The 23,700-nt window shown below is 74.2% G+C and carries 17 protein-coding genes and 1 pseudogene; 8 read left to right on the forward strand and 10 right to left on the reverse strand.

Going from position 1 to position 23,700, the window contains the following annotated elements:
- Window positions 1-86: 86 nt before the first annotated feature.
- Window positions 87-1,832 carry an arginine--tRNA ligase gene (gene argS / locus AC3AQ1_RS11240; protein WP_108719039.1) on the forward strand — a complete coding sequence of 582 codons (1,746 nt, stop codon included), beginning with the start codon at window positions 87-89 and terminating at the stop codon, window positions 1,830-1,832.
- A gap of 279 nt (window positions 1,833-2,111) precedes the next feature.
- Here argS and AC3AQ1_RS11245 read toward each other — a convergent pair whose 3' ends face one another.
- Window positions 2,112-3,191, reverse strand: a complete 1,080-nt coding sequence (locus AC3AQ1_RS11245; protein WP_159096523.1) for a hypothetical protein — start codon at window positions 3,189-3,191, stop codon at window positions 2,112-2,114.
- Between the two features lie 180 nt (window positions 3,192-3,371).
- Here AC3AQ1_RS11245 and AC3AQ1_RS11250 point away from each other — a divergent pair, with 180 nt between their 5' ends.
- A complete protein-coding gene (locus AC3AQ1_RS11250; RefSeq protein ID WP_108719042.1) occupies window positions 3,372-5,672 on the forward strand; it encodes a sodium-translocating pyrophosphatase in 2,301 nt (766 codons plus the stop codon).
- 146 nt (window positions 5,673-5,818) lie between these two features.
- On the opposite strand, the gene AC3AQ1_RS11255 is transcribed toward AC3AQ1_RS11250, so the two are convergent.
- The 6 genes and pseudogenes from AC3AQ1_RS11255 to AC3AQ1_RS11280 form a co-directional block, all read right to left on the reverse strand.
- On the reverse strand, window positions 5,819-6,493 hold the full coding sequence (locus tag AC3AQ1_RS11255) for a hypothetical protein (protein ID WP_108719043.1): 675 nt from the start codon (window positions 6,491-6,493) through the stop codon (window positions 5,819-5,821).
- Complete coding sequence (locus AC3AQ1_RS11260; RefSeq protein WP_108719044.1) at window positions 6,490-8,280, reverse strand: alpha/beta hydrolase; 1,791 nt, start codon at window positions 8,278-8,280, stop codon at window positions 6,490-6,492. Before AC3AQ1_RS11260 ends, AC3AQ1_RS11255 begins: the two co-directional genes overlap by 4 nt.
- Window positions 8,277-8,576, reverse strand: a complete 300-nt coding sequence (locus AC3AQ1_RS11265) for a hypothetical protein (protein WP_108719045.1) — start codon at window positions 8,574-8,576, stop codon at window positions 8,277-8,279. The genes AC3AQ1_RS11260 and AC3AQ1_RS11265 overlap by 4 nt, the downstream gene beginning before the upstream one ends.
- Entirely contained in the window at window positions 8,569-9,132 is a 564-nt protein-coding gene (locus AC3AQ1_RS11270; protein WP_108719046.1) for a hypothetical protein, read from the reverse strand. Before AC3AQ1_RS11270 ends, AC3AQ1_RS11265 begins: the two co-directional genes overlap by 8 nt.
- Before the next feature lie 153 nt (window positions 9,133-9,285).
- Window positions 9,286-10,626, reverse strand: coding sequence for an MFS transporter (locus AC3AQ1_RS11275; protein ID WP_234417484.1), 1,341 nt, complete (start codon window positions 10,624-10,626; stop codon window positions 9,286-9,288).
- Window positions 10,627-10,854: 228 nt separating this feature from the next.
- Window positions 10,855-11,805 (reverse strand): annotated as a pseudogene (locus AC3AQ1_RS11280) (sigma-70 family RNA polymerase sigma factor); the annotation flags it as partial.
- A gap of 137 nt (window positions 11,806-11,942) precedes the next feature.
- On the opposite strand from AC3AQ1_RS11280, the gene AC3AQ1_RS11285 reads away from it, so the two are divergent.
- On the forward strand, window positions 11,943-12,725 hold the full coding sequence (locus AC3AQ1_RS11285) for a YpsA SLOG family protein (protein WP_108719048.1): 783 nt from the start codon (window positions 11,943-11,945) through the stop codon (window positions 12,723-12,725).
- A complete protein-coding gene (locus tag AC3AQ1_RS11290) occupies window positions 12,722-13,261 on the forward strand; it encodes a hypothetical protein (RefSeq protein ID WP_108719049.1) in 540 nt (179 codons plus the stop codon). Before AC3AQ1_RS11285 ends, AC3AQ1_RS11290 begins: the two co-directional genes overlap by 4 nt.
- 71 nt (window positions 13,262-13,332) lie before the next feature.
- On the opposite strand, the gene AC3AQ1_RS11295 is transcribed toward AC3AQ1_RS11290, so the two are convergent.
- The gene (locus tag AC3AQ1_RS11295) at window positions 13,333-15,048 is read right to left on the reverse strand and encodes a helix-turn-helix domain-containing protein (RefSeq protein WP_159096524.1); all 1,716 of its coding nucleotides are present in this window, start codon (window positions 15,046-15,048) and stop codon (window positions 13,333-13,335) included.
- A 151-nt stretch (window positions 15,049-15,199) separates the two neighbouring features.
- On the opposite strand from AC3AQ1_RS11295, the gene AC3AQ1_RS11300 reads away from it, so the two are divergent.
- From AC3AQ1_RS11300 to AC3AQ1_RS11315, 4 genes are all read left to right on the forward strand, one after another.
- On the forward strand, window positions 15,200-15,997 hold the full coding sequence (locus AC3AQ1_RS11300; RefSeq protein ID WP_108720174.1) for an N-acyl homoserine lactonase family protein: 798 nt from the start codon (window positions 15,200-15,202) through the stop codon (window positions 15,995-15,997).
- 13 nt (window positions 15,998-16,010) lie between these two features.
- Window positions 16,011-16,550, forward strand: a complete 540-nt coding sequence (locus tag AC3AQ1_RS11305) for a zinc ribbon domain-containing protein (RefSeq protein WP_199916472.1) — start codon at window positions 16,011-16,013, stop codon at window positions 16,548-16,550.
- A complete protein-coding gene (locus AC3AQ1_RS11310; protein ID WP_108719051.1) occupies window positions 16,547-17,815 on the forward strand; it encodes a hydroxyacid-oxoacid transhydrogenase in 1,269 nt (422 codons plus the stop codon). Before AC3AQ1_RS11305 ends, AC3AQ1_RS11310 begins: the two co-directional genes overlap by 4 nt.
- A 109-nt stretch (window positions 17,816-17,924) precedes the next feature.
- Window positions 17,925-19,493, forward strand: a complete 1,569-nt coding sequence (locus AC3AQ1_RS11315) for a DUF7059 domain-containing protein (RefSeq protein WP_108720175.1) — start codon at window positions 17,925-17,927, stop codon at window positions 19,491-19,493.
- A gap of 199 nt (window positions 19,494-19,692) precedes the next feature.
- Here AC3AQ1_RS11315 and AC3AQ1_RS11320 read toward each other — a convergent pair whose 3' ends face one another.
- Window positions 19,693-20,604, reverse strand: a complete 912-nt coding sequence (locus tag AC3AQ1_RS11320; protein ID WP_108719052.1) for a type IV toxin-antitoxin system AbiEi family antitoxin — start codon at window positions 20,602-20,604, stop codon at window positions 19,693-19,695.
- 203 nt (window positions 20,605-20,807) lie between these two features.
- Window positions 20,808-23,657 (reverse strand): aminomethyl-transferring glycine dehydrogenase, encoded by a 2,850-nt coding sequence (gcvP, locus tag AC3AQ1_RS11325; RefSeq protein WP_234417958.1) that lies wholly within the window; start codon window positions 23,655-23,657, stop codon window positions 20,808-20,810.
- Window positions 23,658-23,700 lie beyond the last annotated feature (43 nt).

Here is a 23,700-nt window from a genome sequence, read left to right on the forward strand (position 1 = left end):
CCGTCGGGCCCCCGCGTGCCGCACGCCACGCGCTGAGCATGGTGCGCGGGGGCTGGTCCCCAGCCCGCGACGGTAGGTTGGACCCCATGCTCGATGCCGCCTCGGTCCTCGGTGACCGTGTCTCCGCCGCCATCGAGGCGGCCTTCGGCCTCACCGACGTCGACCCCGTGCTGCGGCCGTCGCAGTTCGCCGACACGCAGGCCAACGCCGCCCTCGCCCTGGCCAAGAAGGTGGGCCGGAACCCGCGCGAGACCGCTGCGGCGATCCTCGCCGAGCTCGACCTGTCCGACGTCGGCACCGTCGAGGTCTCCGGGCCGGGGTTCCTCAACGTCACCGTGAGCGAGGATTGGATCGCGCGCCAGATCGCGGCGCTCGTCGCCGACCCCCGCCTCGGCGTCCCGGTGCAGCCGGCGCGCGTGATCCCGATCGACTACTCCGCCCCGAACGTGGCCAAGGAGATGCACGTTGGCCACCTGCGCACCACGATCGTCGGCGACGCGCTCGCCCGCACGCTCGAGGCGCTCGGCCACCGCGTGATCCGGCAGAACCACATCGGCGACTGGGGCACGCCCTTCGGCATGCTCATCGAGCACTACCTCGAGGTCGGCGGCGAGTCGGTCGAGGCCGATCTCCTGCGCACCGACCCGAACGCTTTCTACCAGGCCGCGCGCGCGAAGTTCGACGACGACTCCGACGGCGGCGCCTGGGCCACCCGCGCGCGCGAGCGGGTGGTGCTGCTGCAGGCGAAGGACCCGCAGTCGATCGAGATCTGGCGCGGCATGATCGGCCACTCGACCGAGTACTTCCACGCGATCTACGACGCGCTGGCCGTCACGCTCACCGACGACGACCTCGCCGGGGAGTCCTTCTACGACCCGATGCTGCAGGACGTGTGCGACGAGCTCGAGCGGCTCGGGCTCGCCGTCGAGAGCGACGGCGCGCTGTGCGTCTTCCCCGAGGGGTTCACCGGCCGCGACGAGAAGCCGCTGCCGCTCATCATCCGCAAGTCCGACGGCGGCTTCGGCTACGCCACCACCGACCTCGCCGCGATCCGCTACCGCGCGCAGCAGCTGCACGCGGACCAGATCCTCTACGTCGTGGGCGCCTCGCAGGCGCTGCACTTCCGGATGGTCTTCGCCGCCGCGGAGAAGGCCGGGTGGCTCACCCGGCCCGACGGCGAACGCACCGTCCCCGTGCACGTCCAGATCGGTTCGGTGCTGGGGGAGGACGGCAAGATCCTGCGCACCCGCTCCGGCGCGCCGCTCCGGCTCGCGGCGCTGCTGCAGGAGGGCGTGGACCGGGCGAGCGCCGTGGTCGAGGAGTCCCGCGAGGACCTCACGCCGGCCGAGCGCGCCGACATCGCGCGCCAGGTGGGCGTCGGCGCCGTGAAGTACGCCGACCTGTCGGTCGCGCACGACACGGACTACATCTTCGACTTCGACCGCATGCTCGCGCTCACCGGGAACACCGGGCCGTACCTGCAGTACGCCGCGGCGCGGATCCGGTCGATCTTCCGCAAGGCGGAGCTCGACCCCGCTACCCAGTCCGCGCCCGTCGTGCTCGGTGAGCCCACCGAGCGGGCGCTCGCGCTCGCGCTGCTCGGCTACGGCGCGGTCGTCGCGGACGTCGGCGACCAGCAGGCGCCGCACCGGCTCGCGGGCTACCTCTTCGAGCTGGCTCAGGCGTTCACCAGCTTCTACGACGCGTGCCCCGTGCTCACGGCCGACGACGAGGCCACCCGGTCCTCGCGGCTCACGCTCACCGCGGCCACGCTGCGCGTCCTCGTGCACGGGCTCGACCTGCTCGGGATCGCCTCGCCCGAGCGGATGTAGGGGCGGCGCGCCCGGGATCGGCGGCTGCGCGCCCGGGCGGATGTCGGAGCTGCGCGCCCGGGATCGAGGGCTGCGCGCCCGGCCTGGTCGGCGCTTCACCGTGAGAACGGCCCGTGGCGACCAAAACGGCCCGCTGCGGGCCGTTTTCGTCGCCTCGGGCCGTTCTCGGCGAGGCGTGTTCGGGTGGGTCGCTCGCGGGGGGCCGTTCTCGTCGCCTCAGTCCGTTCTGGGCGTGCCGTCCTCGCCGAGACGCGGTGGGCGACCGGTCGAGAGCGCGCGCTACTCGGTGATGGTGAGCGGCGCGGTGGCCGCGACGACGAGGCCGCCGTCGCGCACCACGTGCACGGCGACGACGACCACGTACTCGCCGGGCGGCAGGTCGCCGATGCTCGGGGCGGGCGTCGCCGAGCCGGTCCCCGGGGTGCTGACGCCGTCGCCCCCGCCGTCACCGCCGCTACCTCCGACGCCGCCGCCGTCACCCCCGCCCACCCCGCCGGCCGTGTCCGGCGCGGCGGCGTCCGCGGCCCTCACCTCGGCTTCGTCCGAGGCCGCCTCCACAGCACCGTCCGGAGCCGCAGGAGTGAGCAGGGAGCCACCCGCCGCGGCGGTGGCAGCCGGGGTCGGCAGCGCCGTGCCGCAGTCGGCCGCGAGGTCCTGGCTCAGGGGAACAACGATGCTCTCACCCGGCGTCAGCGCGAGCACCGGACCGGCGTCCGTGCCGACCGGCGGCCGGGAGACGACCACGCCGTTCTGGAGCACCGTGACGGTGGCGAAGTACTGCTCCGGGGCGATGCTCGCCGTCGTCGTGAGCACGGCGGTCCCGCGCAGTGCGGTTCCGCTCGGCGTGGCGGGCAGGGGGTCGACGGCGAGCGACAGCACCGCGTTCGGCGTCGGGGGCGTCGCGGGTTGCCCGCACCGGGGCGACCACGACCGGGAGGCGAGCGTGACCGCGGGGGTGGGGCTCGCCGTCGGACCCGGCATGGGCGTGGTCGGCCGGGGCGATGCGGTGGGTGTCGTCGGCGCGGGCTCGACCGGCGCACCGGGGGAGGGTGCGGCGCTGGCCTCCGGGGCCGACGACGACGCCGGCGCGCCCGGCGCGGGCCGGGAACCGCCGGCGACGGGCCGCCGCGTGGGCGATGCGCTCGGCGAGGGCGCGGAGGACGCACTCGGCGCCGGACCGGGCGCGGCGGCCTCGGTGGCGTCCTGGTCCGAGGCCGGCGGGGTGTACGCGGGGTAGGCCGGCTCCATCACGGCGGGCTCGCTGGGCAGCTCGGCGCTCGAGGTGCACGCGACCAGAGCGCCGGAGGCCGCGACGATGACGATCGCCGCACCGGTCCGGCGCATCAGGGCTGTGCGCATCGTGATCCTCTGGTGCTTCGTGGCCCCCCGGCCGTGCGTCCATGGCACCGGACGGGGACGTGGCGCGTCAAGCCGGCGTCGCGCATCTCACGCTCGACTATGGTTGCCGGACACCCGGTCGTGGAGGATCGGGGGAGACAGCACGCGCTTCGCGTGGTCGTGTCGAGGAGGACACCGCACATGCCCCAGCTGGGAACCTCGAGCCTCGTCATCGTGGCCGTCATCGCACTCGTCGCCGTGGGCGCGCTCCTGCTCGCCGCACGCCTGCGCAGCCAGGTGCTGGAGGCCGACGAGGGATCGACCCGGATGCGCGAGATCGCCGCGGCCATCCAGGAGGGCGCGAGCGCCTACCTCACCCGCCAGCTGCGCACGCTCGCCCTGTTCGCGGCGCTCGTCTTCTGTCTTCTGTTCCTTCTGCCGGGCGACGGCGGGGTGCGCGTGGGCCGCTCGGTCGCCTTCCTCCTCGGCGCGGCGTTCTCCGCCGCGATCGGCTACCTCGGCATGTCGCTGGCGGTGCGCGCGAACCTGCGGGTCGCCGCCTCGGCCGACCGCCCGGGCGGCAAGGAGACCGGCGCCCGGATCGCGTTCCGTACCGGCGGCGTCGTGGGGATGAGCGTGGTCGGCCTCGGGCTGCTCGGCGCGTGCCTCGTGGTGCTCGTGTTCCGCGCCAACGCGCCCGCCGTGCTCGAGGGCTTCGGCTTCGGCGCCGCGCTCCTCGCGATGTTCATGCGGGTCGGCGGCGGCATCTTCACGAAGGCGGCCGACGTCGGCGCCGACCTGGTCGGCAAGGTCGAGCAGGGCATCCCGGAGGACGATCCGCGCAACGCCGCGACCATCGCCGACAACGTCGGGGACAACGTCGGCGACTGCGCCGGGATGGCCGCGGACCTCTTCGAGTCCTACGCCGTGACCCTCGTCGCCGCGCTCATCCTGGGCAAGGCGGCCCTCGGCGAGCAGGGCATGGTGTTCCCGCTCATCGTCACCGCGATCGGCGCGCTCGTCGCCGTCGTCGGCGTCTACCTCACCCGGATGCGCGCGAACGAGAACGGCCTGCGCGCGATCTACCGCGGGTTCGCGCTCTCCGCCGTCGCCGGCGTGGTGCTTGCCGCGATCGCCGCGTTCCTCTACCTGCCCAGCTCGTTCGACGCGCTGCAGGGCACCGCGGACATCGGCGACGTGAGCGGCGACCCGCGGCTCGTCATCGCCGGCGCCGTCGTGATCGGCGTGGTCCTCGCGGGCGTGATCCTGGCGATCACCGGCTACTACACGGGCACGACGACGAGGCCCACCCAGCACGTCGCCGCCACCACCCGGACCGGTGCGGCCACGGTGGTGCTGTCCGGCATCGGCGTCGGGTTCGAGTCGGCCGTCTACACCGCGGGCGTCATCGCGGCCGCGATCTGCGGGGTCTTCCTGCTCGCGAGCGGCTCGATCTGGCTCTCGCTCTTCCTCATCGCGGTGGCCGGCTGCGGCCTGCTGACCACGGTCGGCGTCATCGTCGCGATGGACACGTTCGGGCCGGTGAGCGACAACGCGCAGGGCATCGCCGAGATGTCCGGCGAGGTCAGCGAGAACGGCGCGGCGATCCTCACCGAGCTCGACGCCGTCGGGAACACGACCAAGGCGATCACCAAGGGCATCGCGATCGCGACGGCGGTGCTCGCCGCGACCGCGCTGTTCGGCTCCTACGCCGACGCCGTCAGCCACTCGCTCACGTCGCTCGGCGACAACGTCGCGGACGCCTCCGACGCCCTCGTCGCCTCGATGATGACGTACCAGGTGATCTCGCCGATCACCCTCGTCGGGGTGATCCTCGGGGCGGCGACCGTGTTCCTGTTCTCGGGGCTCGCCGTCGACGCCGTGACGCGTGCCGCCGGCGCGATCGTGCTGGAGGTGCGGCGCCAGTTCCGCACGATGCCGGGCATCATGACCGGCGAGCAGCGGCCCGAGTACGGCCGGGTCGTGGACATCTGCACCCGCGACTCCCTCCGCGAGCTCGCCACGCCGGGCCTGCTCGCGGCGTTCGCGCCGATCGCCGTGGGCTTCGGACTCGGCGTCGGGCCGCTGGCCGGCTTCCTCGCCGGGGCCATCGCGTCGGGCGTGCTCATGGCCGTGTTCCTCGCCAACTCCGGCGGCACGTGGGACAACGCGAAGAAGATCATCGAGGACGGTCAGCACGGCGGGAAGGGCTCGCCCGAGCACGCCGCCGCGGTCATCGGTGACACCGTGGGCGACCCGTTCAAGGACACCGCCGGCCCGGCGATCAACCCGCTCATCAAGGTGATGAACCTCGTCGCGGTGCTCGTCGCGCCGGCCGTGGTGACCATGAGCGCGACGGCGGACGCGAACCACACCCTGCGGGTCGCCGTCGCGGTGGTCGCCGCGCTCATCGCCGGCGGTGCGGTGCTCGCCTCGCGGCTGCGGGCCACGCGCACCGACCGCGCGAACACCGCGGAGGCGGAGAGCGCCGCGGTGCACTGACCGCACCGCCCGCCGAGCGCGCGCCCCCGTTGGCGAGAGGAAGTTGGTCCTCTCGCGAGAGGAAGTCGGTCCTTTCGCGAGAGGAAGTTGGTCCTTTCGCGAGAGGATGTCGGCCGCCTGCGAGGCGGTCTCCGAGCAGCCGCCGGTCAGCCGCCGCTCGGAGCGGCCGACGGCGGGGGAGCCCACCCGAGGTCCCGGTCGGCGTCGCCGTACTCGTCGAGATAGGAGTCCATGTCCTCGCGGGAGATCCGCGGGACCTGGGTCGCGGCCACCGTCACCTCCACGCGCGGCGGCACGCTCACGGGGTCCCCGGTCGTCGGGCTGTCGGTCTCGACCCGGTCGATCGAGCGCACGGTGAGGACGAGCGCGCCGTCCTCGGAGACTCCGCTCGCGCTGCCGACCACGGTGAGCGCGGAGACGCGGCTCGGGGTCGCCGTCGGCTCGGACACCGTGTACCCCAGCTGAGCGACGAGGCGTTCGAGCTCGTCGGTGGCGACGGGATCGGCGTCGATCCAGCCCGAGGCCGCGTACGACACGTCGAACGGTCCGCCGAGGACCGCCTCGTCGAACGACGCCTCACCGTAGGCGTGCCGGACCGTTCCGCCGACGGCGTCGGCCACCGCAGGGACGTCGCGCTCGGCCGCCTCGAGCACCGCGGCGCGGGTGGCGACGAGGTCGTCGAGGGTGTCGCTCGCCGTCGTGCCCGACCGGCAGGACGAGGCGACGAGGGCGGCGACCGCGGCGACCGCGGCCGCGACCGGGCCGCGCCGACCGCGGCGCCGGCGCACGCCGTCGTCGCCGGCGCCGCGTCGCGCGGTCATCCGTCGCCCTCCGCGGCCACGCGATCGGGGTAGGTGTTCGGCGTGCGGTCGTACTCGTGATCCTGAACTCCGGCGTACCAGGGGTCGTACGTGTGGCCGGCCTGCACCACCGCGGCGTCGTTCCCCCCGACGATGAGACCGAGGTTGTACAGCGACTCCGAGCCGGGCTCCCAGTAGCTGGAGTGGGAGTGCATGGACGTGATGAACCCGTCGTCCTGCCACGCGTTGCGGTCGACGTCCTCCGCCTGGAACCGGATGGCGCCGAACGTGTCCTCGGCGACGTCCCGGCCCATGCCCGCGCCGAAGAACGTGCCGCCGTTGACCCAGCCGTCGTCCGCGAGCCGCGCCACCGGGTCCCGGCTCGCGTTGCCGGCCCACACCTGCGCCGGCCCCAGGTCCGAGGCGTGCTCCGCGCTGCCCGCGCCGGGGCTGCCGAGGAACACGAGGTCGTCGACGATGCTGCCCATTCCGTGGTCGGTCGCGGCGTGCGCCATCGTCGTCGACCCGTAGCTGTGGCCGACGACCGTCATGTGGGGCGGGTTGTCCCCCCGCGCGGCCTGGAGCCCGGCGACGTGGTTCGCGAGCAGCTCCCCACCCTCGGTGGCCTTGCCCTCGAAGAGGACGGATCCGGTGTCCCAGTCGCTGGGCGCGTCGTACCCGATCCACGCGATCGCCGCGGTGCTGCCCGCGCCGGAAAGGCGCGCGGACTGGACCATGTTCCCCGCGTCCTCGGCGTACCCGGCCGCGTCCTGAGCGGTGGTGGTCATGCCTGGCACGAGCGTCGTGACGTTGTCGGCGGTGTCGGGGTTCCCGACCGCGATCGCCACCCGACCGTCGTAGTCGAACGCGTCGGGCTGGTAGAGGTGCAGGAACGCGGGCAGGGTCTCGCCGGTGATCGGGTCGACGGTGCTGGCCGCCTCGTCCAGGCCGCGCTGGGCGGCCCGCGCGTTGTCGAGGATGCGCTGCTGCTCGTACGTGATCGTGCCGTTCGCCTCGGCCTGGCCGAGCGCCGTGAGGTCGTTGTCGAGCATGAGGCGGTTGGCCTCGTCGCGCGCGACGGTGGGCAGGCCGTCGGCGGCCCCGATGACGTCGGGGTACGCCGCGATGACGGCGGCCTGCTCGGCCTCGGTGAGGCCGTTCCACCAGGCCGCCGTGTCCTCGGCGGTCCCGCCGGTGCCGGGCGCACCGGGGCGCTGCATGAGCGCGTCGGCCGGATCACCGCCGGCGGTGTTCACGCGCGCGTCGGCCATGGTCGCGTAGGACGTGAGCACCGAGCGCAGCGCCTCGTCGTTCGCCGTCACGCGCGCGAGCATCGCCTCGACGTCGTCCACGTGCGTGGCGTACCAGGTGCGCAGGTCGCTCGCCCGGGACTGGAACTCGGCGATCTGCTCCTGGGTGGCGGGGGTGTGGCCGCCGGTCGCCTCGATGTCCTGGCGCAGGTCGACCAGCGCGGCGCGGTAGGCGTATCGGTCGTCGACCAGCCGCTCGCGCTCGGTCCGGATCGACGTGAGCTCGTCGGCGTACGTGTCGAACGCCAGCGCCGCCGCCCGCAGCGTGAGGGAGGTGGTGCCGGCGTCGGCCGCAACCTCGCGCACCCGGGCGCCGTAGCACTCCGCGGCCTCGCCCTCCCACCCCGACGGCGCGACGTTCGCGCTCGCCGTCGAGTCCAGGTCGTCGAAGACGGCGGAGGCGTCGCGCAGGGATCGGGCGATGTCGTCCACACCCTCGGGGTCGCCCGTGACGACCGGGACGAGGTCGAGGGTCGGGGGGAGGTCGATGACCGTCACTTCTCGCCCTCCAACCACTGCGCGAAGGCGTCCTGCGCCGCGTAGTCGGAGTCGGTGTACGCCTTGGCTGCCTCGTCGAGCCGGTCCGCCATGGAGTCGGCGAGCGTCGACTGGTCGCTCGCGTACTGGGCCCAGGTGGTGAGGAAGGTCGACACCGCGTCCTCGACGCCGTCGCCCACGCCGGTCGCCGAGACGGCTCCCATGGTGGTGGCCCCACCCGCGAGGACGTTCGCCTCCTCGCGCCACGCGTAGCTGGCGGTGTTCACCATGCCGATGTCGACGGAGAACCTATCCACGCGGCTCACCTCGCAGCTCGGCGTCGGTGTCCGCCGCGACGGGCAGCGGCGCCGACGTGACGACGAGCGTGGTGGTGTCCCCGACCGCCGAGAACCGCAGCGTGCGGCCGCGGCCGGTGCCCTCGACCCAGGTGGTGTGGGGCCGGCGGGATGCGCGCACCACGGTGTCCCAGCCCAGCCGCGAGAGCTGGAACGCGATCGTCCGGGCGTCCGGGAGGTCCGGCGGCGTCGTGGCGACGAGGGTCTGCCGTGCGGCGATCAGGCCGCGCGCCGGCGTGATCCACGTGTCCGTGGGCTCGCCGTCGAGCATGAGCGAGCGGGCGGCGACCCGCAGGTGGCGGCCGGCCTGCTCGGCCTCGGCGAGCACCGTGGCGGAGTCGACGGGCGGCGGGGCGGTCGCCTCGTCGCGCCCCTGGCCGTCGGTGCCCGACGGCGCAGCCTCGGGCAGCAGCACGAGCGTCACCTCGGGCTTCAGCTCGCGAAAACGACGCCAGAACGGGTCGGCGGGGAGCCTCCGCGGGGGCTGCGGGGGCGGCGGTCCGTCGGGTTCGGTCATGGCTCCTCCGTCGGCAGGCGAACCTGGCACCCTAGCCCTCGGCGCGTGGCCGCGGCAACAGGTGCGGCCGCGGCGCCGGCGCCCCGGTGGGTCGACGTGCTGGGCAGGGCCGGTCAGGGCCGGTCAGGGCCGGCCCGGGCCGGTCGGCGTCCGTCACGCCAGCGGCAGGGCCCGCACGGGCTCGGTGCGGGGGTCCCGCAGCGGCAGGAACGCGACGAGACCGAGCGCGAGCACGACGACGATCCCGAGGATTCCCGCGCGCTGCGTCCCCCCGATCGCGATCGCCACCGTGAACGCGAACGGCGCGAGGAAGCTGACGGCGCGGCCGGTGGTCGCGTACAGGCCGAAGTTCTCGTTCTCGCGGCCGAGCGGCGTCATCCGAGCGAGCATCGAGCGCGAGGCGGACTGCACCGGTCCCACGCAGAGCGAGATGACCATCGCGCAGATCCAGAAGGCGGTCTTGCCGTCGCTGAGGAAGATCGCGACGCAGCCGACGATGAGGGCCACCAGGCCCGCGACGACCACGAGGCGGGGGCCGAGGCGGTCGTCCACCCGGCCGAGCCCCCACGTGGCGGCACCCGCGACGAGGTTGGCGGCGATCCCGAGGTAGATCACCTCCTGCGAGGTGAACCCGAACGTTCCGCCCGCGATGATGCCGGCGAAGGCGAAGATCGCGCCCAGGCCGTCCCGGAAGATAGCCGAGGCGACGAAGAAGTGCAGCAGCGCGCGGTCGGTGCGCCAGAGGCCGACGATGTGCCGGGCGATGTCGCGGTAGGCGCCGAGAAAGGAGAACCGGTCCCCGCCGTCGGGGTGCGGGGTGTCCGGACCGGCGACGACGAGTGGCAGGCAGAAGACGGCCGTCCAGGCCGCCGAGAACAGCGCGACGGGCTGGAGGTTCGGGGAGTCCTTACCGAGCACGAAGAGGAACAGGCACGCGACGAGCGCCACGAGACCACCCAGGTAGCCCAGGCCCCAGCCCATGCCGGAGATGCGGCCGAACGTGGCGGGGGTCGCGATCTGCAGCAGCATGCCGTTGTAGAACACGCTCGCGATCTCGGACAGCACGCTCGCCACCGCCATCATCACGACGGCGTAGGTGAGGTAGGACGGGTCGGGCGCGGCCCAGAACAGCGACGCCATCGCCGCGGCGAGTGCGAACGTCGAGATGCCCAGGAGACGGCGACGGCGGCCGTACCGGTCGGCGAAGCGGCCCATCACGGGACACAGCAGCGCGATGAGCAGGCCGGCCCAGGTCTGCGCGGAGGAGAACGCGGCGCTGCCGGAGGTCTCGTCGGCGGCGATCCCGCTCGTGATGTAGACGGAGAAGACGAACGTCAGCATCACCGTGTTGAACGTCTGCTGGCCCCAGTCCCACAGGCCCCAGGCGGCGACCACACCCCGGCTGGCGGGTCGCTCGGCGAGCCCCGGCTCGGGGGACGGGTGTCCGCCCGGCGGTACGTGCGGGGGCGGGAGAATGACGCCGTCGTGGTCCACGTCTCGCAGGGTACGGCGCGCCAGGACCGACGAACGCACGCCGGGCGGGCGTGCGACGGAGCGTCATCTGCTGCTCACCGCGAGTTCGCGCGGTCACGACGCGAGCGGGTGCTGGGTGGCGCAGCGCGTGGCACGCCCGGTGCGGCCGGGCCGTGTGCCGGGACGTTCACCGGTCGGCGGCGCGAAGGCGGGCGCGAACGCCAGGAGGTCGGCCGCGCCCGTGCTCGCGCGCAGCCGCTGCAGCACCGCCGCCTCGATCTGCCGGATGCGCTCGCGGGTGACGCCGTAGACGTGGCCGATCTCGTCGAGCGTGCGCGGCTCCCCGCCGTCGAGCCCGACCCGCATCGCGAGCACCCCCGCCTCGCGTTCGGTCAGTCCGCCGAGCAGCGCGACCACCCTGCGCCGCAGCTCCGCGCGATCGAACAGGTCCTCGCACGTCTCGGCGTCGCTGTCGACGACCGCCGCCGATAGCGGCACCCACGCCACGCCGTCGTGATCACGCACGGCCGGGCCGCCGGCCTCGAGCTCGGGGATCAGCGCGTCCAGCGACAGCGGCTCGCGCTCGTGGCGTCGGAGCTCGCGGACCCGAGCGGGCGTGGTGCCGAGCGCGGACGCCAGCTCGCCGTCGCTCGGAACACGTCCGAGGGCGTCCGTCAGCTCGCGGCGCGCGCGGGAGGCGCCGGCGATGTCCTCGACGAGGTGCACGGGGAGCCGGACGGTGCGGGCCTGGTCGGCCATCGCGCGCGTGATGGACTGGCGGATCCACCAGGTCGCGTACGTGGAGAACTTGAAACCCCTGGTGAAGTCGAACTTCTGCACCGCGCGGATGAGCCCCAGGTTGCCCTCCTGGATGAGGTCGAGGAGCGGCATCCCGCGGCCGGTGTACCGCTTGGCCAGCGACACCACCAGGCGCAGGTTCGCCTCGATCAGGTGGTTCCTCGCGCGCCGCCCGTCTGCCGCGACCCACTCCAGCTCACGCCGCTGGCGCCTCGACAGCGCTGCCGCTGTGGTTGCTGCGAGCCGCTCTCGCGCGAACAGGCCGGCCTCGATGCGCTTGGCAAGCTCGACCTCCTGCTCGGCGTGCAGGAGCGGCACGTGCCCGATGCGTCGGAGGTAGTCCTTCACCGCGTCCTGGGTCCCGCCCGCGCGCATCAGTCGCGGCGCCGGCCCGTCGTCCTCCGCGGTCGGGTCCGCCGACCACGCCTGCCTCGACTCGTCCATCTCAGCCACCCCCTGGCTCTTCCGGGCCTCGTCACCCGACTGCCGGGAGCATCGCACCGGGGTCCGACATCGGGCTCTGGCGTACCGTCGGCCCGGTGCCGACCCCGTCGCCCGCGACCACCACAGCGCCGGACCCGCTCGTCGCTCGCCTCGTCTCCGGCGGCCAGACCGGCGTCGACCGTGCCGCGCTCGACGTCGCCGTTCGTCTCGGCCTGCCCTACGGCGGCTGGTGCCCGGCCGGTGGCTGGGCGGAGGACCGCCCGGTCCCGCCCGGGATCCGCGCGGACTATCCCGGGCTGCGCGAGACGCCGTCGGCCGACCCCGAGGAGCGCACCCGCGCGAACGTGCGCGACGGCGATGCCACCCTCGTCCTCGTGCCCGACGGCGGAGCGAGCGCCGGGGACGTCGGCTCGCCCGGGACGCAGCTCACCCTGCACTTCGCGGCCGCGACCGGCCGGCCCGTGCTCGTGTGTCGACTCGACTGTCGGGCGGGAGTCTCCGCCGGCGCCCGGGCGGGTGCCGGGGTCGCCGCTCGGCCCGGTGCGCACGAGCCTGGCGCGGGCGTCACGGGCGCCTCGCCCCACGTCGTCGCACGTGTGCGCGACTGGCTGCGCACCGTCGCAGCAGGACGGCCGGCCGGGGTGGTGCTCAACGTCGCCGGACCGCGTGCGAGCGAGTGGCCAGCCGGCTACGCCCTGGCGCACGGGCTGCTGCTCGCCGTGCTCGGGCCCCGGACGGGTGCCGGTGCCGAGCGGGGCGCCGACGCGGGCACCGGTGCGGGTGCCGACGCAAGCACCGGTGCGGGCACCGGTGCCGAGCCGGGCGCCGACGCAGGCATCGGTGCGGGTGCCGACGCCGACGGCATGATGGGCCCGTGACCACGCCCGACCGCCCCGGCCCCACCCGTCTGCCCGGGCTCCCCGGGGCTCCCACCTCACCCGCCGTGCCGCCCCGCGCGGCGTGGTCGGCCGCCCTCGGGCCCGTGCTGGTGGGCATCCTCGCCACGGGCGCGACGTGGTTCGTCGTGGCCGTCCTCATCTCGGCCGTCCGCCGGGAGGCGGACCTGGACGTCCCGAGCTGGACGGGCGCGGTCGTCGGGCTCGTGCCCGCTGCCGCGGTGTTCGTGCTGCTCACGACCTTCCTGCTGACGCGGCGCGGACTCTCCGCCCGCGTCAGCGATCGCGGCTTCGCCGTGCTGGCCGTGGCGCTCGGCCTGGTCGGCGCGGTCGTCGCCGGCGGGGTGGTGTGGGGTGCGGTCCTGCTCATCGCCCTCGCGCTCGAGCAGGTGGCGCAGGGCGCGATCTATCTCGCCATCCTCGCGGCCATCCCCGCCGCCGTCGCAGCGGTCGCCGGCTTCGCCGTGACGATCCTGCTGGCGTACCGGCGCCGCGCCCGCGGCGAGGTGGTCGCGTGACCGGGTGCTCGCCGTCGGGCACGGCTCTTTCGGTGGCGTCGGCGCCCGAGTCCGGCGCCGCGCGCCGGAGCTCAGCCTGCCTCCTCGAGGGCGCCGCGCACTGCCCAGAGCCGCAGTGCGAGCAGCCGGTCGCCGGCGTGCCCAGGACTTGACCAGTCTGGACCGAGCAGTGCGGCGATCCGGTCGCACCGCTGACGCACGGTGTTGACGTGCAGGTGCAGCTGTGCGGCAGCCGCCCGCAGGTTGCCGGACTCCAGCACGGTGCGGGCCGTTCGGGTGAGCTCGGTGCGGTGCCGGCGGTCGTAGGACAGCAGGGGCCCGACCTGGTGCTCGATCAGTGCGGCGACCACGGCCGGGTCGGTGCCCGCCGCGAGCATGCCCGCCAGGCCGAGCGTCGACGGGTCCGCGCTGGCCGGCACCGTGCCGATCGCGTGCAGCGCCGCCGCCGCACGGTGCGCGACCTCGTGGGCGCGGGCGACGTCGGCGAGACCGCCGGGCGCGAGCGCCCAGCCGACCACGGGGCCAGCCGGGGCGAGAGCGTCCCGCAGCTGCGCGGCGAACCGAGCGGGGTCGGTCACCTGCGCGATCACGCACTGGGCCCCGCGGTGCGCCGCGACCAGCACCGCCGCCGACGTTGCGGCGGACTCCGCGACGGACCCCGCCACGGACTCCGCCACGGCGGGGACGCCGGGAACGGGGCGGTCCCGCGTGGTGACGACGTACACCGCGATCGTGCCGCGCCGGGCGAACCCCACCGCGGCCAGCCTGGCGCGCAGGTCGGCGGTGATGCGCTCGGCGTGCACCAGCTCGTCGACCAGGTCGGTGCGGGTGCGCTGCTCGGCGTCGACGAGTCGGCGCTGCACCTCGACCGCTGCGGCGACCACGGGCCCGGCGCGCGCGAGCAGGCGCCGCGACCGCTCGTCGAGCACGTCGGTGCCGGTGTGCACCAGCACGGTCGCGAGGTGCTGGTCCCCTCGGCAGCACGCGAGCACGGTGCCGGGCGTGCCGGGGGCGCCGTCGTCGGTCCCGGTCCGGACCGCCTCGTGCGTGTGGCGTGAGGCGGCCACGGCCGTCCGGTAGGCGTCCTGGGCGGCGGCCGGGGCGTCGGAGGAGGGGAGCGGCTCGTCGGGTCCGTGGAGCTCGACGGGGCGGGCGAGCCACTCCCCGAGGAGGTCGAGCACGGCGTGCGGGCCGTCGGGGACCCGAAGCACGAGGTCGTCCTCGTCGTGGTCCAGGTCGGAGCTGCCGGGCTCACGCAGCTGCTCCAGCGCGATCGCGGCCTGCTCGGCCAGCCGGCGCAGCGCCGTCGTCTGCCGCCGGCTGAACCGCGTCGGGCTGCGGTGGGCCACGAGCAGCGCGGCGACCACCCGGCCGCGAGCCCGCACGGGGCAGCCGTGGATGGCGCGGACCTGCTCGTCCGCCACGATCGCATCGATCCGGTCCAGGTGGTTCATGGCGGGGTCGGCGAGGTAGTCCGTGGTCTGCACGTCGGTGCCTCCGGCGGCGACGGCGCCGAGCACCCCGGTGCCGAGCGGCATCCGGATCGTGCGGTAGGCCTCGGTGCGCACGCCGTCGGTGATCTCGATGTGGGTCTCGCCCGCTGCGAGGTCGTTGAGGCTGAGGTAAGCGAGGTCGGAGCCGAGCAGGAGCCGCGTGCGGCGCACGAGTGCCTGCAGCACGAGGCGCGGGTCCCGCAGCTCGACGAGGTCGACGGCGCACTCGGCGAGCGCCGCGAGAAGTCGCGCTGGGGAGGGGTCGGGCAGAAGGTAGGGCACGTCGTCGGGCACGTCACGACGGTAGCGCCGGGTGTGTCCTTCGGACATCGGCAAGGCCGATCTGTGGACGCTCGGTCCATTGGCCGGGCGCCCGGGAGCGGGAGACGCTGGCCGTAGGGCAACGACGCCCCTCACCGAACCGAAGGAGCCGACGGTGACCGAGATGAAGGTGCACGTGCTGTCCACGGGCGTCATGGAGACCGACCTCACGTGGCTGCTGCTCAAGGGCGGGCGCACGATCCGCGACCGCTCGCACAAGAACGATCCTGTGCCGTGGGGCGACTGCCCCACCCATGCCGTGCTCATCGAGCACCCCGAGGGCCGCGTCCTGTGGGACACCGGCGTGCCGCGCGACTGGGAGACCCGATGGGCGCCGACCGGGTTCCAGGAGTTCTTCCCGGTGCGCGAGCCGATCGACGGCCCGGGCTACCTCGACTCCTCACTCGCCGAGCTCGAGCTGACACCGGACGACATCGACGTCCTCGTGCTCTCCCACCTCCACTTCGACCACGCCGCGAACGCCGCGATGTTCCCGAAGGCGCGGATCCTCGCCAACCGCAAGGAGATCGAGGGCGCGATGGCCATCGAGGGCGTGTCGAAGGGCGCTCATCTCAAGAGCGACTACGAGCACCTCGCGCTCGAAGCGCTCGACGGCGACGCCGAGATCGTCCCGGGCGTCAGCGTCATCGAGACCCCGGGGCACACCTGGGGCACGATGTCGCTACGGCTGGACCTCGAGGACGACGGGACGAAGATCTTCACCTCCGACGCGGTCTACCTCGCGGACTCCTGGGGGCCGCCCGCCGTGGGTGCGGCGATCGTGTGGGACAACCTCGCGTGGCTCGAGTCCGTGGAGAAGCTCCGCCGGATCGCGCAGGAGACGGACGCCGAGGTCATCTTCGGTCACGACGCCGAGCAGCGCGAGACGCTCCGCCTCGCCCCGCACGGGCACTACAGCTGAGGGGCGCGCGGCGATGATCCTGTACGACTTCACGTGCGCCGAGGGGCACGTCTTCGAAGCAGGGCTGGCCTCCTCCGGCTCGCCGGCACCGACGTGCCGGTGCGGCGCCGAGAGTCGGCGACGGCCCTCACGCGTCAACACCACGGGTGCCTCCGCGGGCACCCCGCGCGAGCAGATGCCGCGGAGCTGGCGGTCCGTCGCGGGCGGGCACCCCGACGCCGTGGCGTACTGGCACCGGGAGGCCTCACGTCGGCAGAAGCTCGAGGAGCGCCACCCCGAGCTTGCCGGAGACCGGCGTCCCGTGCTCGCGCACGAGGGCATCTTCGCCGGGAGGCCGCTGCGGGCCGGGGACGACGTCGCGGCGGCGATCGCCGAGGTGCGAGGAGCCGCGGGCGCGGGTGGCGCGGGAGCGGTGGACGCGTCGGCGCCGGACTTCCCACCTGTGTCCCGCCCGGCCGCCGCCCGCCCAACCGTGCCCGTCACCACCCCACCCCGCCCAACCGTGCCCCGCCCGACCGCGCCCGTCCGCTCGACGAGGGGAACGCCGTCGTGACCCGGGAGAGCGTCTTCACGTGGGGTGCCGCGCCGCTGAAGGTGGGTGCGGGCGCCGTCGACGAGATCGGGTTCGACGTCGCGCAGTACGGCGTGTCCCGGGTGCTCGTCCTCACCGACCCGAGGGTGGCCGAGACCGGCGTGCCGCACCGCGTGGTGGAGTCCCTCGCCCGGTACGGGGTCGAGGCCCGGGTCTACGACGGCGTGCACGTCGAGCCGACGGACGCCTCGATGGAGGACGCGATCGCCTACGCGGCGCAGGAGGGTCCGTGGGACGCGTTCGTCGCCGTCGGCGGCGGGTCCACGATCGACACCGCCAAGGCCGTCAACCTGCTCACCACCTACCCGGGCGAGCTGATGGACTACCTCAACGCCCCGATCGGTCGGGCACAGGTCCCGCCCGGGCCGCTGCAGCCGCTGTTCGCGGTGCCGACGACGGCCGGGACGGGTGCGGAGTCCACGAACGTCTGCATCATGGACGTGCTCTCGCTCAAGGTGAAGACGGGCATCAGCCACTGGCGGATGCGTCCGACGATGGCGATCGTGGACCCTTCGGTCACCCTCACCCTGCCGGCGAACGTCACGGCCTCGGCCGGGATGGACATCCTGTGCCACGCGGCCGAGTCCTACACCGCGCGGTGGTACGAGGACTTCGAGCGCAAGACGCCCGAGCAGCGCGTCACGTACTGCGGCTCGAACCCCGTCTCCGACATGTGGGCCGAGAAGGCCCTGGGGCTGCTCGCGTCCTCGTTCCGACGTGCCGTGCGTGCGGGCGACGCCGCGGCGCGCGCCGACATGATGCTCGCGGCGACGTTCGCGGGGATGGGGTTCGGCAACGCGGGCGTGCACATCCCGCACGCCAACGGCTACCCGATCGCGGGGATGGTCAAGGACTACCACCCGGCCGGGTACCCGCAGGAGGAGCCGATGGTGCCGCACGGCATCTCCGTCTCGCTCACCGCCCCCGAGGCGTTCCGGTTCACGTTCGAGGGTGCGCCGGAGCGCCACCTCACGGTGGCGCGACTGCTCGCACCCGACGCCTCGCCCACGCCCGACCCGCGGGAGCAGCTGCCGGCGGCGCTGATCGACCTGATGCGCGACATCGGCATCCCGAACGGGATCGGCGGCGTGGGCTACACCGAGGCCGACGTGCCCGACCTCGTCCCCGGCACCATGAAGCAGCAGCGGCTGCTGTCCACCTGCTCACGTGTTCCGACCGAGGAGGACGTCGCCGGGATCCTCACCCGGTCGATCCAGAACTGGTGAGCGTCGCCGCTGCCCGGGGCCCGTCGGCGACGGCGGGTCCCGGCGCGGCGGCGGCCCCTACCCTGGAGCGGTGACCCTGGCCGAGGCCCCGCTGGCCGATCCGTCGTTGATGTCCGCGCTGCACGAGGATCTCGAGGCGTCCGGCTGGACGGTCGACGGCGTGCGGGAGCTCCTCGGTCCCGTCGCCGCCGACGCGCTCGACCGCGAGCAGGCCGTGCCCGCGCTGCTCGCCACCGCACCCGACACGCCCGCCGGCCGCGAGAGAGCCGCCGCCCTGCTGCGCCTGTTCCAGCTCGGACGGCGCGTGCCCCGGGCCGCCCTCGACCGTGCGCTGCCGCGCCTGGGGAGCCGCGGCCTGGTCGCGCTCGGCCTGGCCACCGCGGCGGGCGAGGACGCGAGCGACGAGGTGCGCTCCGCCGTCGAGCTCGCGCCGTACGCCGCGGTCGACGCCGAGGGTGCGCTGGACTGGTGGCTCGCCTCGGACCCGACGGAGGTCGCGCGGGCGGGCGCCGGGCACAGTGGCGCGCTGCCCGCGGAGCACGTGCTCGGCGTCGGCGGGGCGTCGCGGACCCTCGCCCAGATCACGGTGCGCTCGCCGCGGGAGGCGGTGCTCGACGTCGGGACCGGGTGCGGGATCCAGGCGCTGCACGCGACGCGGCACGCGTCGCGCGTGGTCGGGACCGACATCGACGCGCGGGCGCTCGCGTTCGCGCGGTTCAACGCGGCCCTGAACACGCCGGACGCGGTGGTGGAGCTGCGGCGGGGGTCGATGCTCGAGCCGGTCGCGGGCGAGCGGTTCGACCTCGTGGTGAGCAACCCGCCGTTCGTCATCACGCCGCGCGGGTCGGGGCTGACGGAGTTCACCTACCGCGACGGCGGCGCGGCCGGCGACGACCTCGTGCGTGACCTCGTGCGCAGCGTGGGCGACCTGCTCGCGCCAGGCGGAGTGGCGCAGCTGCTCGGGAACTGGGAGCACCGGCGCGGCGAGGCGTGGGACGAGCGGGTGCGCTCGTGGGTGGCCGGGCTGGGGCTGGACGCGTGGGTGGTGCAGCGGGAGGTGCAGGACCCGGCGGAGTACGCCGAGCTGTGGCTGCGCGACGGCGGACAGACGCCCGAGCGGTCGGGCGACGCCTACGCGCGGGCGTACGAGGCGTGGCTCGCGGACCTCGCGTCGCGGGACGTGGAGGGGGTCGGGTTCGGGTTCGTGACGCTGCGGCGACCCCGAGCTGGCGCTGGTGCTGACCCGGGGGCAGGACCGGGGCTCGCGCCGTGGGTTCGCGTCGAGGAGGTCACCGGCACGGTGCACCAGCCGCTCGGCGGAGCGATCGCGGACGTGCTCGCGGCGGTCGACGCTGTCCGGGGGCTGAGCGACGCGGAGCTGCTCGCGCGCGCGTGGGTGGTGGCCGGGGACGTCACCGAGGAGCGCTTCCACACGCCGGGGGAGGGCTCGCCGTCGGTCATCCTCCTGCGCTCCGGTGGCGGGTTCTCGCGGGCGGTGCGCGCCGACACCGCGCTCGCGGCGTTCGTCGGGGCGAGCGACGGCGAGCTCACCGGTGCGCAGATCGTCGCGGCGCTCGCCGCGCTGCTCGAGGCGCCGGCGGACGCGCTCGCGGCCGAGCTCGCGCCGCAGGTGCGGGGGCTCGTCGTCGACGGGCTGCTGCTGCCGCCCGGCGTCTGACCCGGTTCGCTGGCTCCGTTCGCCGGCTCTGTTCGTTGGCCCCGCCGCGCCCCAGGCGTCCGCGAGGTACTTTCCGTCCTTTCGCGAGAGGATCTCCGTCCTTTCGCGAGAGGAAGTTGGTCCTTTCGCGAGGTGCTTTCTGTCCTTTCGCGAGAGGATCCTTGCGCTCGCGAGGTGATGCTCGCCGACGTGCTCGCGTTCACCACCGCCGCGGCCGCACCTGGACCTTGAGCGTCTCGCCGAGCTCGCGCTCGAACGAGTCGTCGGTGCCGAAGATGCGCTCATACCGCGCGACGGCGAACGTCCAGTAGAGCTGCTCCGTCACCTCCTCGCGCCGCGCGCGATCGTGCTCGACGTCGGGGTCGGCGGTGTGGTGCTCGCGACCGTCGTACTCCGCGGCGGCGCGCTTCTCGGGCCACGCAGCGTCGAGGTACTTCCACCGCCCGTCGCGCAGGACCACCTCGTGCTGCAGGGTCGGGCGCGGGAGGCCGGCGTCCATGATGCGGCAGCGCATCCAGGACTCGCCGTGCTTCTGGGCGGCCGCGTCGATCCGCGGCGCGAGCTCCTGTGCCTGAAGCGTGCCGGGAAGGCGGCGGAAGGTCGCGACGAGCTCGCCGACCTCGTCGACGGCGACGACCCTCGCGCGGACCATCGCGTCCGCGGCGGCCAGGGCGTGGGGCCGCCACGCGAGTCTGAGCAGATCCCCGGCCGTGCGGAGCGGTGACGTCATGCGCAACCCGAGGATCTCCACGGTGTCCGCGTCGGGCACCGTGGACTGGCGCACGATCGCTCGGCTGTTCACGGGTCGCGCGCGGCCGTGCGGCACGACGATCATCGGGCGGTCGTCGTGCAGCATGTGCGGCGGGCGGGTGTCGACGCCGTAGCCCCACGCGGCGGTGTGGTCGGCCACCAGAGCATGTGGCGGGACGACCTGCGCGAGCGCTCGGAGGCGCAGCTCGGGAGTGTCGGGCGCGCGACCGTCCACCGCCACCCCGGTGAAGACGCGCCGCAGCTCGCCGCTGCGGAGCGCGTGCCGGATCTGGAAGGGGCGCAGTCCCACGTCGCAGGCGGTCTCAAGGCGGAACGGGTGTCCGTCGTTGACGAGTCCCATGGTCGAGGATCTCGCGGCGAGGGCGCTGCCGGCCGATTGCGCGAGAAACCTGTGGAAAGACCTGTGGACGACGGCGAGCGCGCCGCGGTCGGTCGGCTCGCCGTCGGGCGCGGGTCGCCTACGGCGGGCGACGGACTTCCTCTCGCGAAAGGACGGACTTCCTCTCGCGAAAGGACGGACTTCCTCTCGCGAAAGGACGGGAACTACCTCGCGAACGCCTCGACCGGCGGGCAGGAGCACACCAGATTCCGGTCGCCGTACGCCTGGTCGATCCGGCGCACCGGCGGCCAGTACTTGCGCCGCAGCGCCTCGCCCGACGTCCCCGCCGGGTACACCGCCACCTCGCGCGAGTACGGGTGTTCCCACTCGCCCACGAGCGCGGACGCGGCCGTGTGCGGCGCGTTGACCAGCGGGTTGTCCCCGGCGGGCCAGGTCCCGGCCGCCACGGCGTCCGCCTCGGCCCGGATCGCCAGCATCGCGTCCACGAACCGCTCGAGCTCGGCGAGGTCCTCCGACTCCGTCGGCTCCACCATGAGCGTGCCCGCCACGGGGAAGGACATCGTCGGCGCGTGGAAGCCGTAGTCCACGAGCCGCTTCGCGACGTCGTCGACCGTCACCCCCGTCGCGGCCTTGAGCGGGCGCAGGTCGAGGATGCACTCGTGCGCGACCCGCCCGGCCTCGCCCGCGTACAGCACGGGGTAGGCCGACTCGAGCCGGGCAGCCACGTAGTTCGCCGCGAGCACGGCGGCGGCCGTCGCCGAGGTCAGCCCGTCGGCGCCCATCATCCGCACGTACGCCCACGTGATCGGGAGGATCGACGCCGAGCCCTGCGGCGCGGCCGACACCGGGTTCGCGAGCGGGTCGTCGCCCACGAGCACGCCGCCGCGACCCGGCAGGAACTCCGCCAGGTGCGCCTTCGCGGCCACCGGTCCGACGCCCGGCCCGCCCCCGCCGTGCGGGATGCAGAACGTCTTGTGCAGGTTCAGGTGCGACACGTCACCGCCGAGGTCGCCGAACCGCCCGTACCCGACGAGCGCGTTGAGGTTGGCGCCGTCGATGTAGACCTGGCCGCCGGCGTCGTGCACCGCGTCCGTGATCGTGCGGACCTCGTGCTCGTAGACCCCGTGCGTCGAGGGGTACGTGATCATGAGCGCCGACAGCGCGTCGCGGTGCTCGGCGATCTTCGCGCGCAGGTCCGCCACGTCGACGTTGCCCGCCTCGTCGCACGCCACGACGACCACGCGCATCCCCGCGAGCACCGCCGACGCGGCGTTGGTGCCGTGCGCGGAGGCGGGGATGAGGCACACCTCGCGGCCCAGGTCCCCGCGCGAGCGGTGGTACCCGCGGATCGCGAGCAGCCCGGCGAGCTCCCCCTGGGACCCGGCGTTGGGCTGCAGCGACACGGCGTCGTACCCCGTGACGGCCGCGAGCCAGCCCTCGACGTCGCCGATCAGCGTGCGGTACCCGGCGGCGTCCTCCTCGGGAGCGAACGGGTGCAGCGTCGCGAGCTCGGGCCACGTGACCGCCGCCATCTCGGTGGCCGCGTTGAGCTTCATCGTGCACGAGCCGAGCGGGATCATGCCGCGGTCCAGCGCGTAGTCGGCGTCGGCGAGGCGCTTGAGGTAGCGCATCATCGCCGTCTCGGAGCGGTAGGCGTGGAACGTGGGGTGCGTGAGGTACGCCGTCGTGCGCGCGAGCGACGGCGGCAGGTCGCCCGGGTAGGACGCGCTCACCTGCGGGCGGGGGTGCTCTGCGTCAAAGCCGTACTCCTGCGTGTCCTGACCTGCGACGAGCAGCGCGATCCCGACCGCGTCGAGCAGCTCGACCGTCTCGTCCACCGCGAGGTGCAGCATCTCGTCGTCGACCACCCACGGGGTGTAGCCCGCGGCGCGCAGCCGCTCGTACGCGGCCGCGGCGTCCAGGCCGGTCACGCGCACCGTGTCGAAGAACGCCTCGTGCTGCACGGTGAGCCCGTGCCGGCGCAGCTGAGACGCGAGCGTCGTTGCCGCCGCGTGCACCCGCAGGGCGATCGCGCGCAGGCCCTCGGGCCCGTGGTAGACCGCGTACATCGAGGCCATCACGGCGAGCAGCACCTGCGCGGTGCAGATGTTGCTCGTCGCCTTCTCGCGGCGGATGTGCTGCTCGCGGGTCTGCAGCGCGAGGCGGTAGGCGGGCGCGCCGTCGGCGTCCTTCGACACCCCGACGAGCCGCCCCGGCAGCTGCCGCTCCAGGCCCTGGCGCACGGCCAGGTACCCGGCGTGCGGCCCGCCGTAGCCCATCGGCACGCCGAACCGCTGCGTCGTCCCGACGGCGATGTCCGCCCCCAGCTCACCCGGCGCCTTGAGCACGGTGAGCGCGAGCAGGTCGGCACCCACGACGGCGATCCCGCCCGCCGCCTTGACCGCCGCGATCACCTCGCTCGGGTCCCAGACGCGCCCGGAGGCGCCCGGGTACTGAACGAAGCAGCCGAACACGTCGAGGTCGGTGTCGATCGGGGGAGCGGCGGGGTCGGTGCCGTACGCCGAGTAGCGCAGCGTGATCCCGACCGCCTCCGCGCGGTGCTCCAGCAGCCGCTTCGTCTGCGGGAGGGTGTCCCGGTCCACGAGGAACACGGGGTTCCTGACCTTCGACGCGCGCCGCGCGAGCAGCATCGCCTCGACCACGGCCGTGCCCTCGTCGAGCATCGAGGAGTTCGCGATGTCGAGTGCGGTGAGGTCCTCGACCATCGTCTGGAAGTTGAGCAGCGCCTCGAGTCGACCCTGGCTGATCTCCGGCTGGTACGGCGTGTACGCGGTGTACCAGGACGGGTTCTCCAGCACGTTGCGCTGGATCACGCTCGGCGTGTGCGTACCGAAGTAGCCCAGCCCGATGAGCGAGCGGGTCACGGTGTTGCGCCCGGCGATCTCGCGCAGCTCGGCCAGCGCCTCGGCCTCGGACGCGGGCTCCGGCAGCGCTCGCGCGAACGCGCGTCCGTCGTTCGAGCCGGCGACGGCGGGCGGCACCGCCGCGTCCATCAGCGCGGCCAGGCTGGGGTAGCCGACCGCCGTGAGCATGAGGGCCTGGTCGGCGGCGGTCGTGCCGACGTGGCGGTCGACG

The sequence above is a fragment of the Miniimonas sp. S16 genome (genome assembly GCF_057748195.1).

Excerpts from the sequence above, each read along its gene's own strand:
- argS (WP_108719039.1), top strand. The coding sequence starts at position 87 with ATGCTCGATGCCGCCTCGGTCCTCGGTGACCGTGTCTCCGCCGCCATC.
- AC3AQ1_RS11245 (WP_159096523.1), bottom strand. The coding sequence starts at position 3,191 with ATGCGCACAGCCCTGATGCGCCGGACCGGTGCGGCGATCGTCATCGTC.
- AC3AQ1_RS11250 (WP_108719042.1), top strand. The coding sequence starts at position 3,372 with ATGCCCCAGCTGGGAACCTCGAGCCTCGTCATCGTGGCCGTCATCGCA.
- AC3AQ1_RS11255 (WP_108719043.1), bottom strand. The coding sequence starts at position 6,493 with ATGACCGCGCGACGCGGCGCCGGCGACGACGGCGTGCGCCGGCGCCGC.
- AC3AQ1_RS11270 (WP_108719046.1), bottom strand. The coding sequence starts at position 9,132 with ATGACCGAACCCGACGGACCGCCGCCCCCGCAGCCCCCGCGGAGGCTC.
- AC3AQ1_RS11300 (WP_108720174.1), top strand. The coding sequence starts at position 15,200 with ATGAAGGTGCACGTGCTGTCCACGGGCGTCATGGAGACCGACCTCACG.
- AC3AQ1_RS11305 (WP_199916472.1), top strand. The coding sequence starts at position 16,011 with ATGATCCTGTACGACTTCACGTGCGCCGAGGGGCACGTCTTCGAAGCA.
- AC3AQ1_RS11315 (WP_108720175.1), top strand. The coding sequence starts at position 17,925 with ATGTCCGCGCTGCACGAGGATCTCGAGGCGTCCGGCTGGACGGTCGAC.
- AC3AQ1_RS11320 (WP_108719052.1), bottom strand. The coding sequence starts at position 20,604 with ATGGGACTCGTCAACGACGGACACCCGTTCCGCCTTGAGACCGCCTGC.
- gcvP (WP_234417958.1), bottom strand. The coding sequence starts at position 23,657 with ATGCTCACGGCGGTCGGCTACCCCAGCCTGGCCGCGCTGATGGACGCG.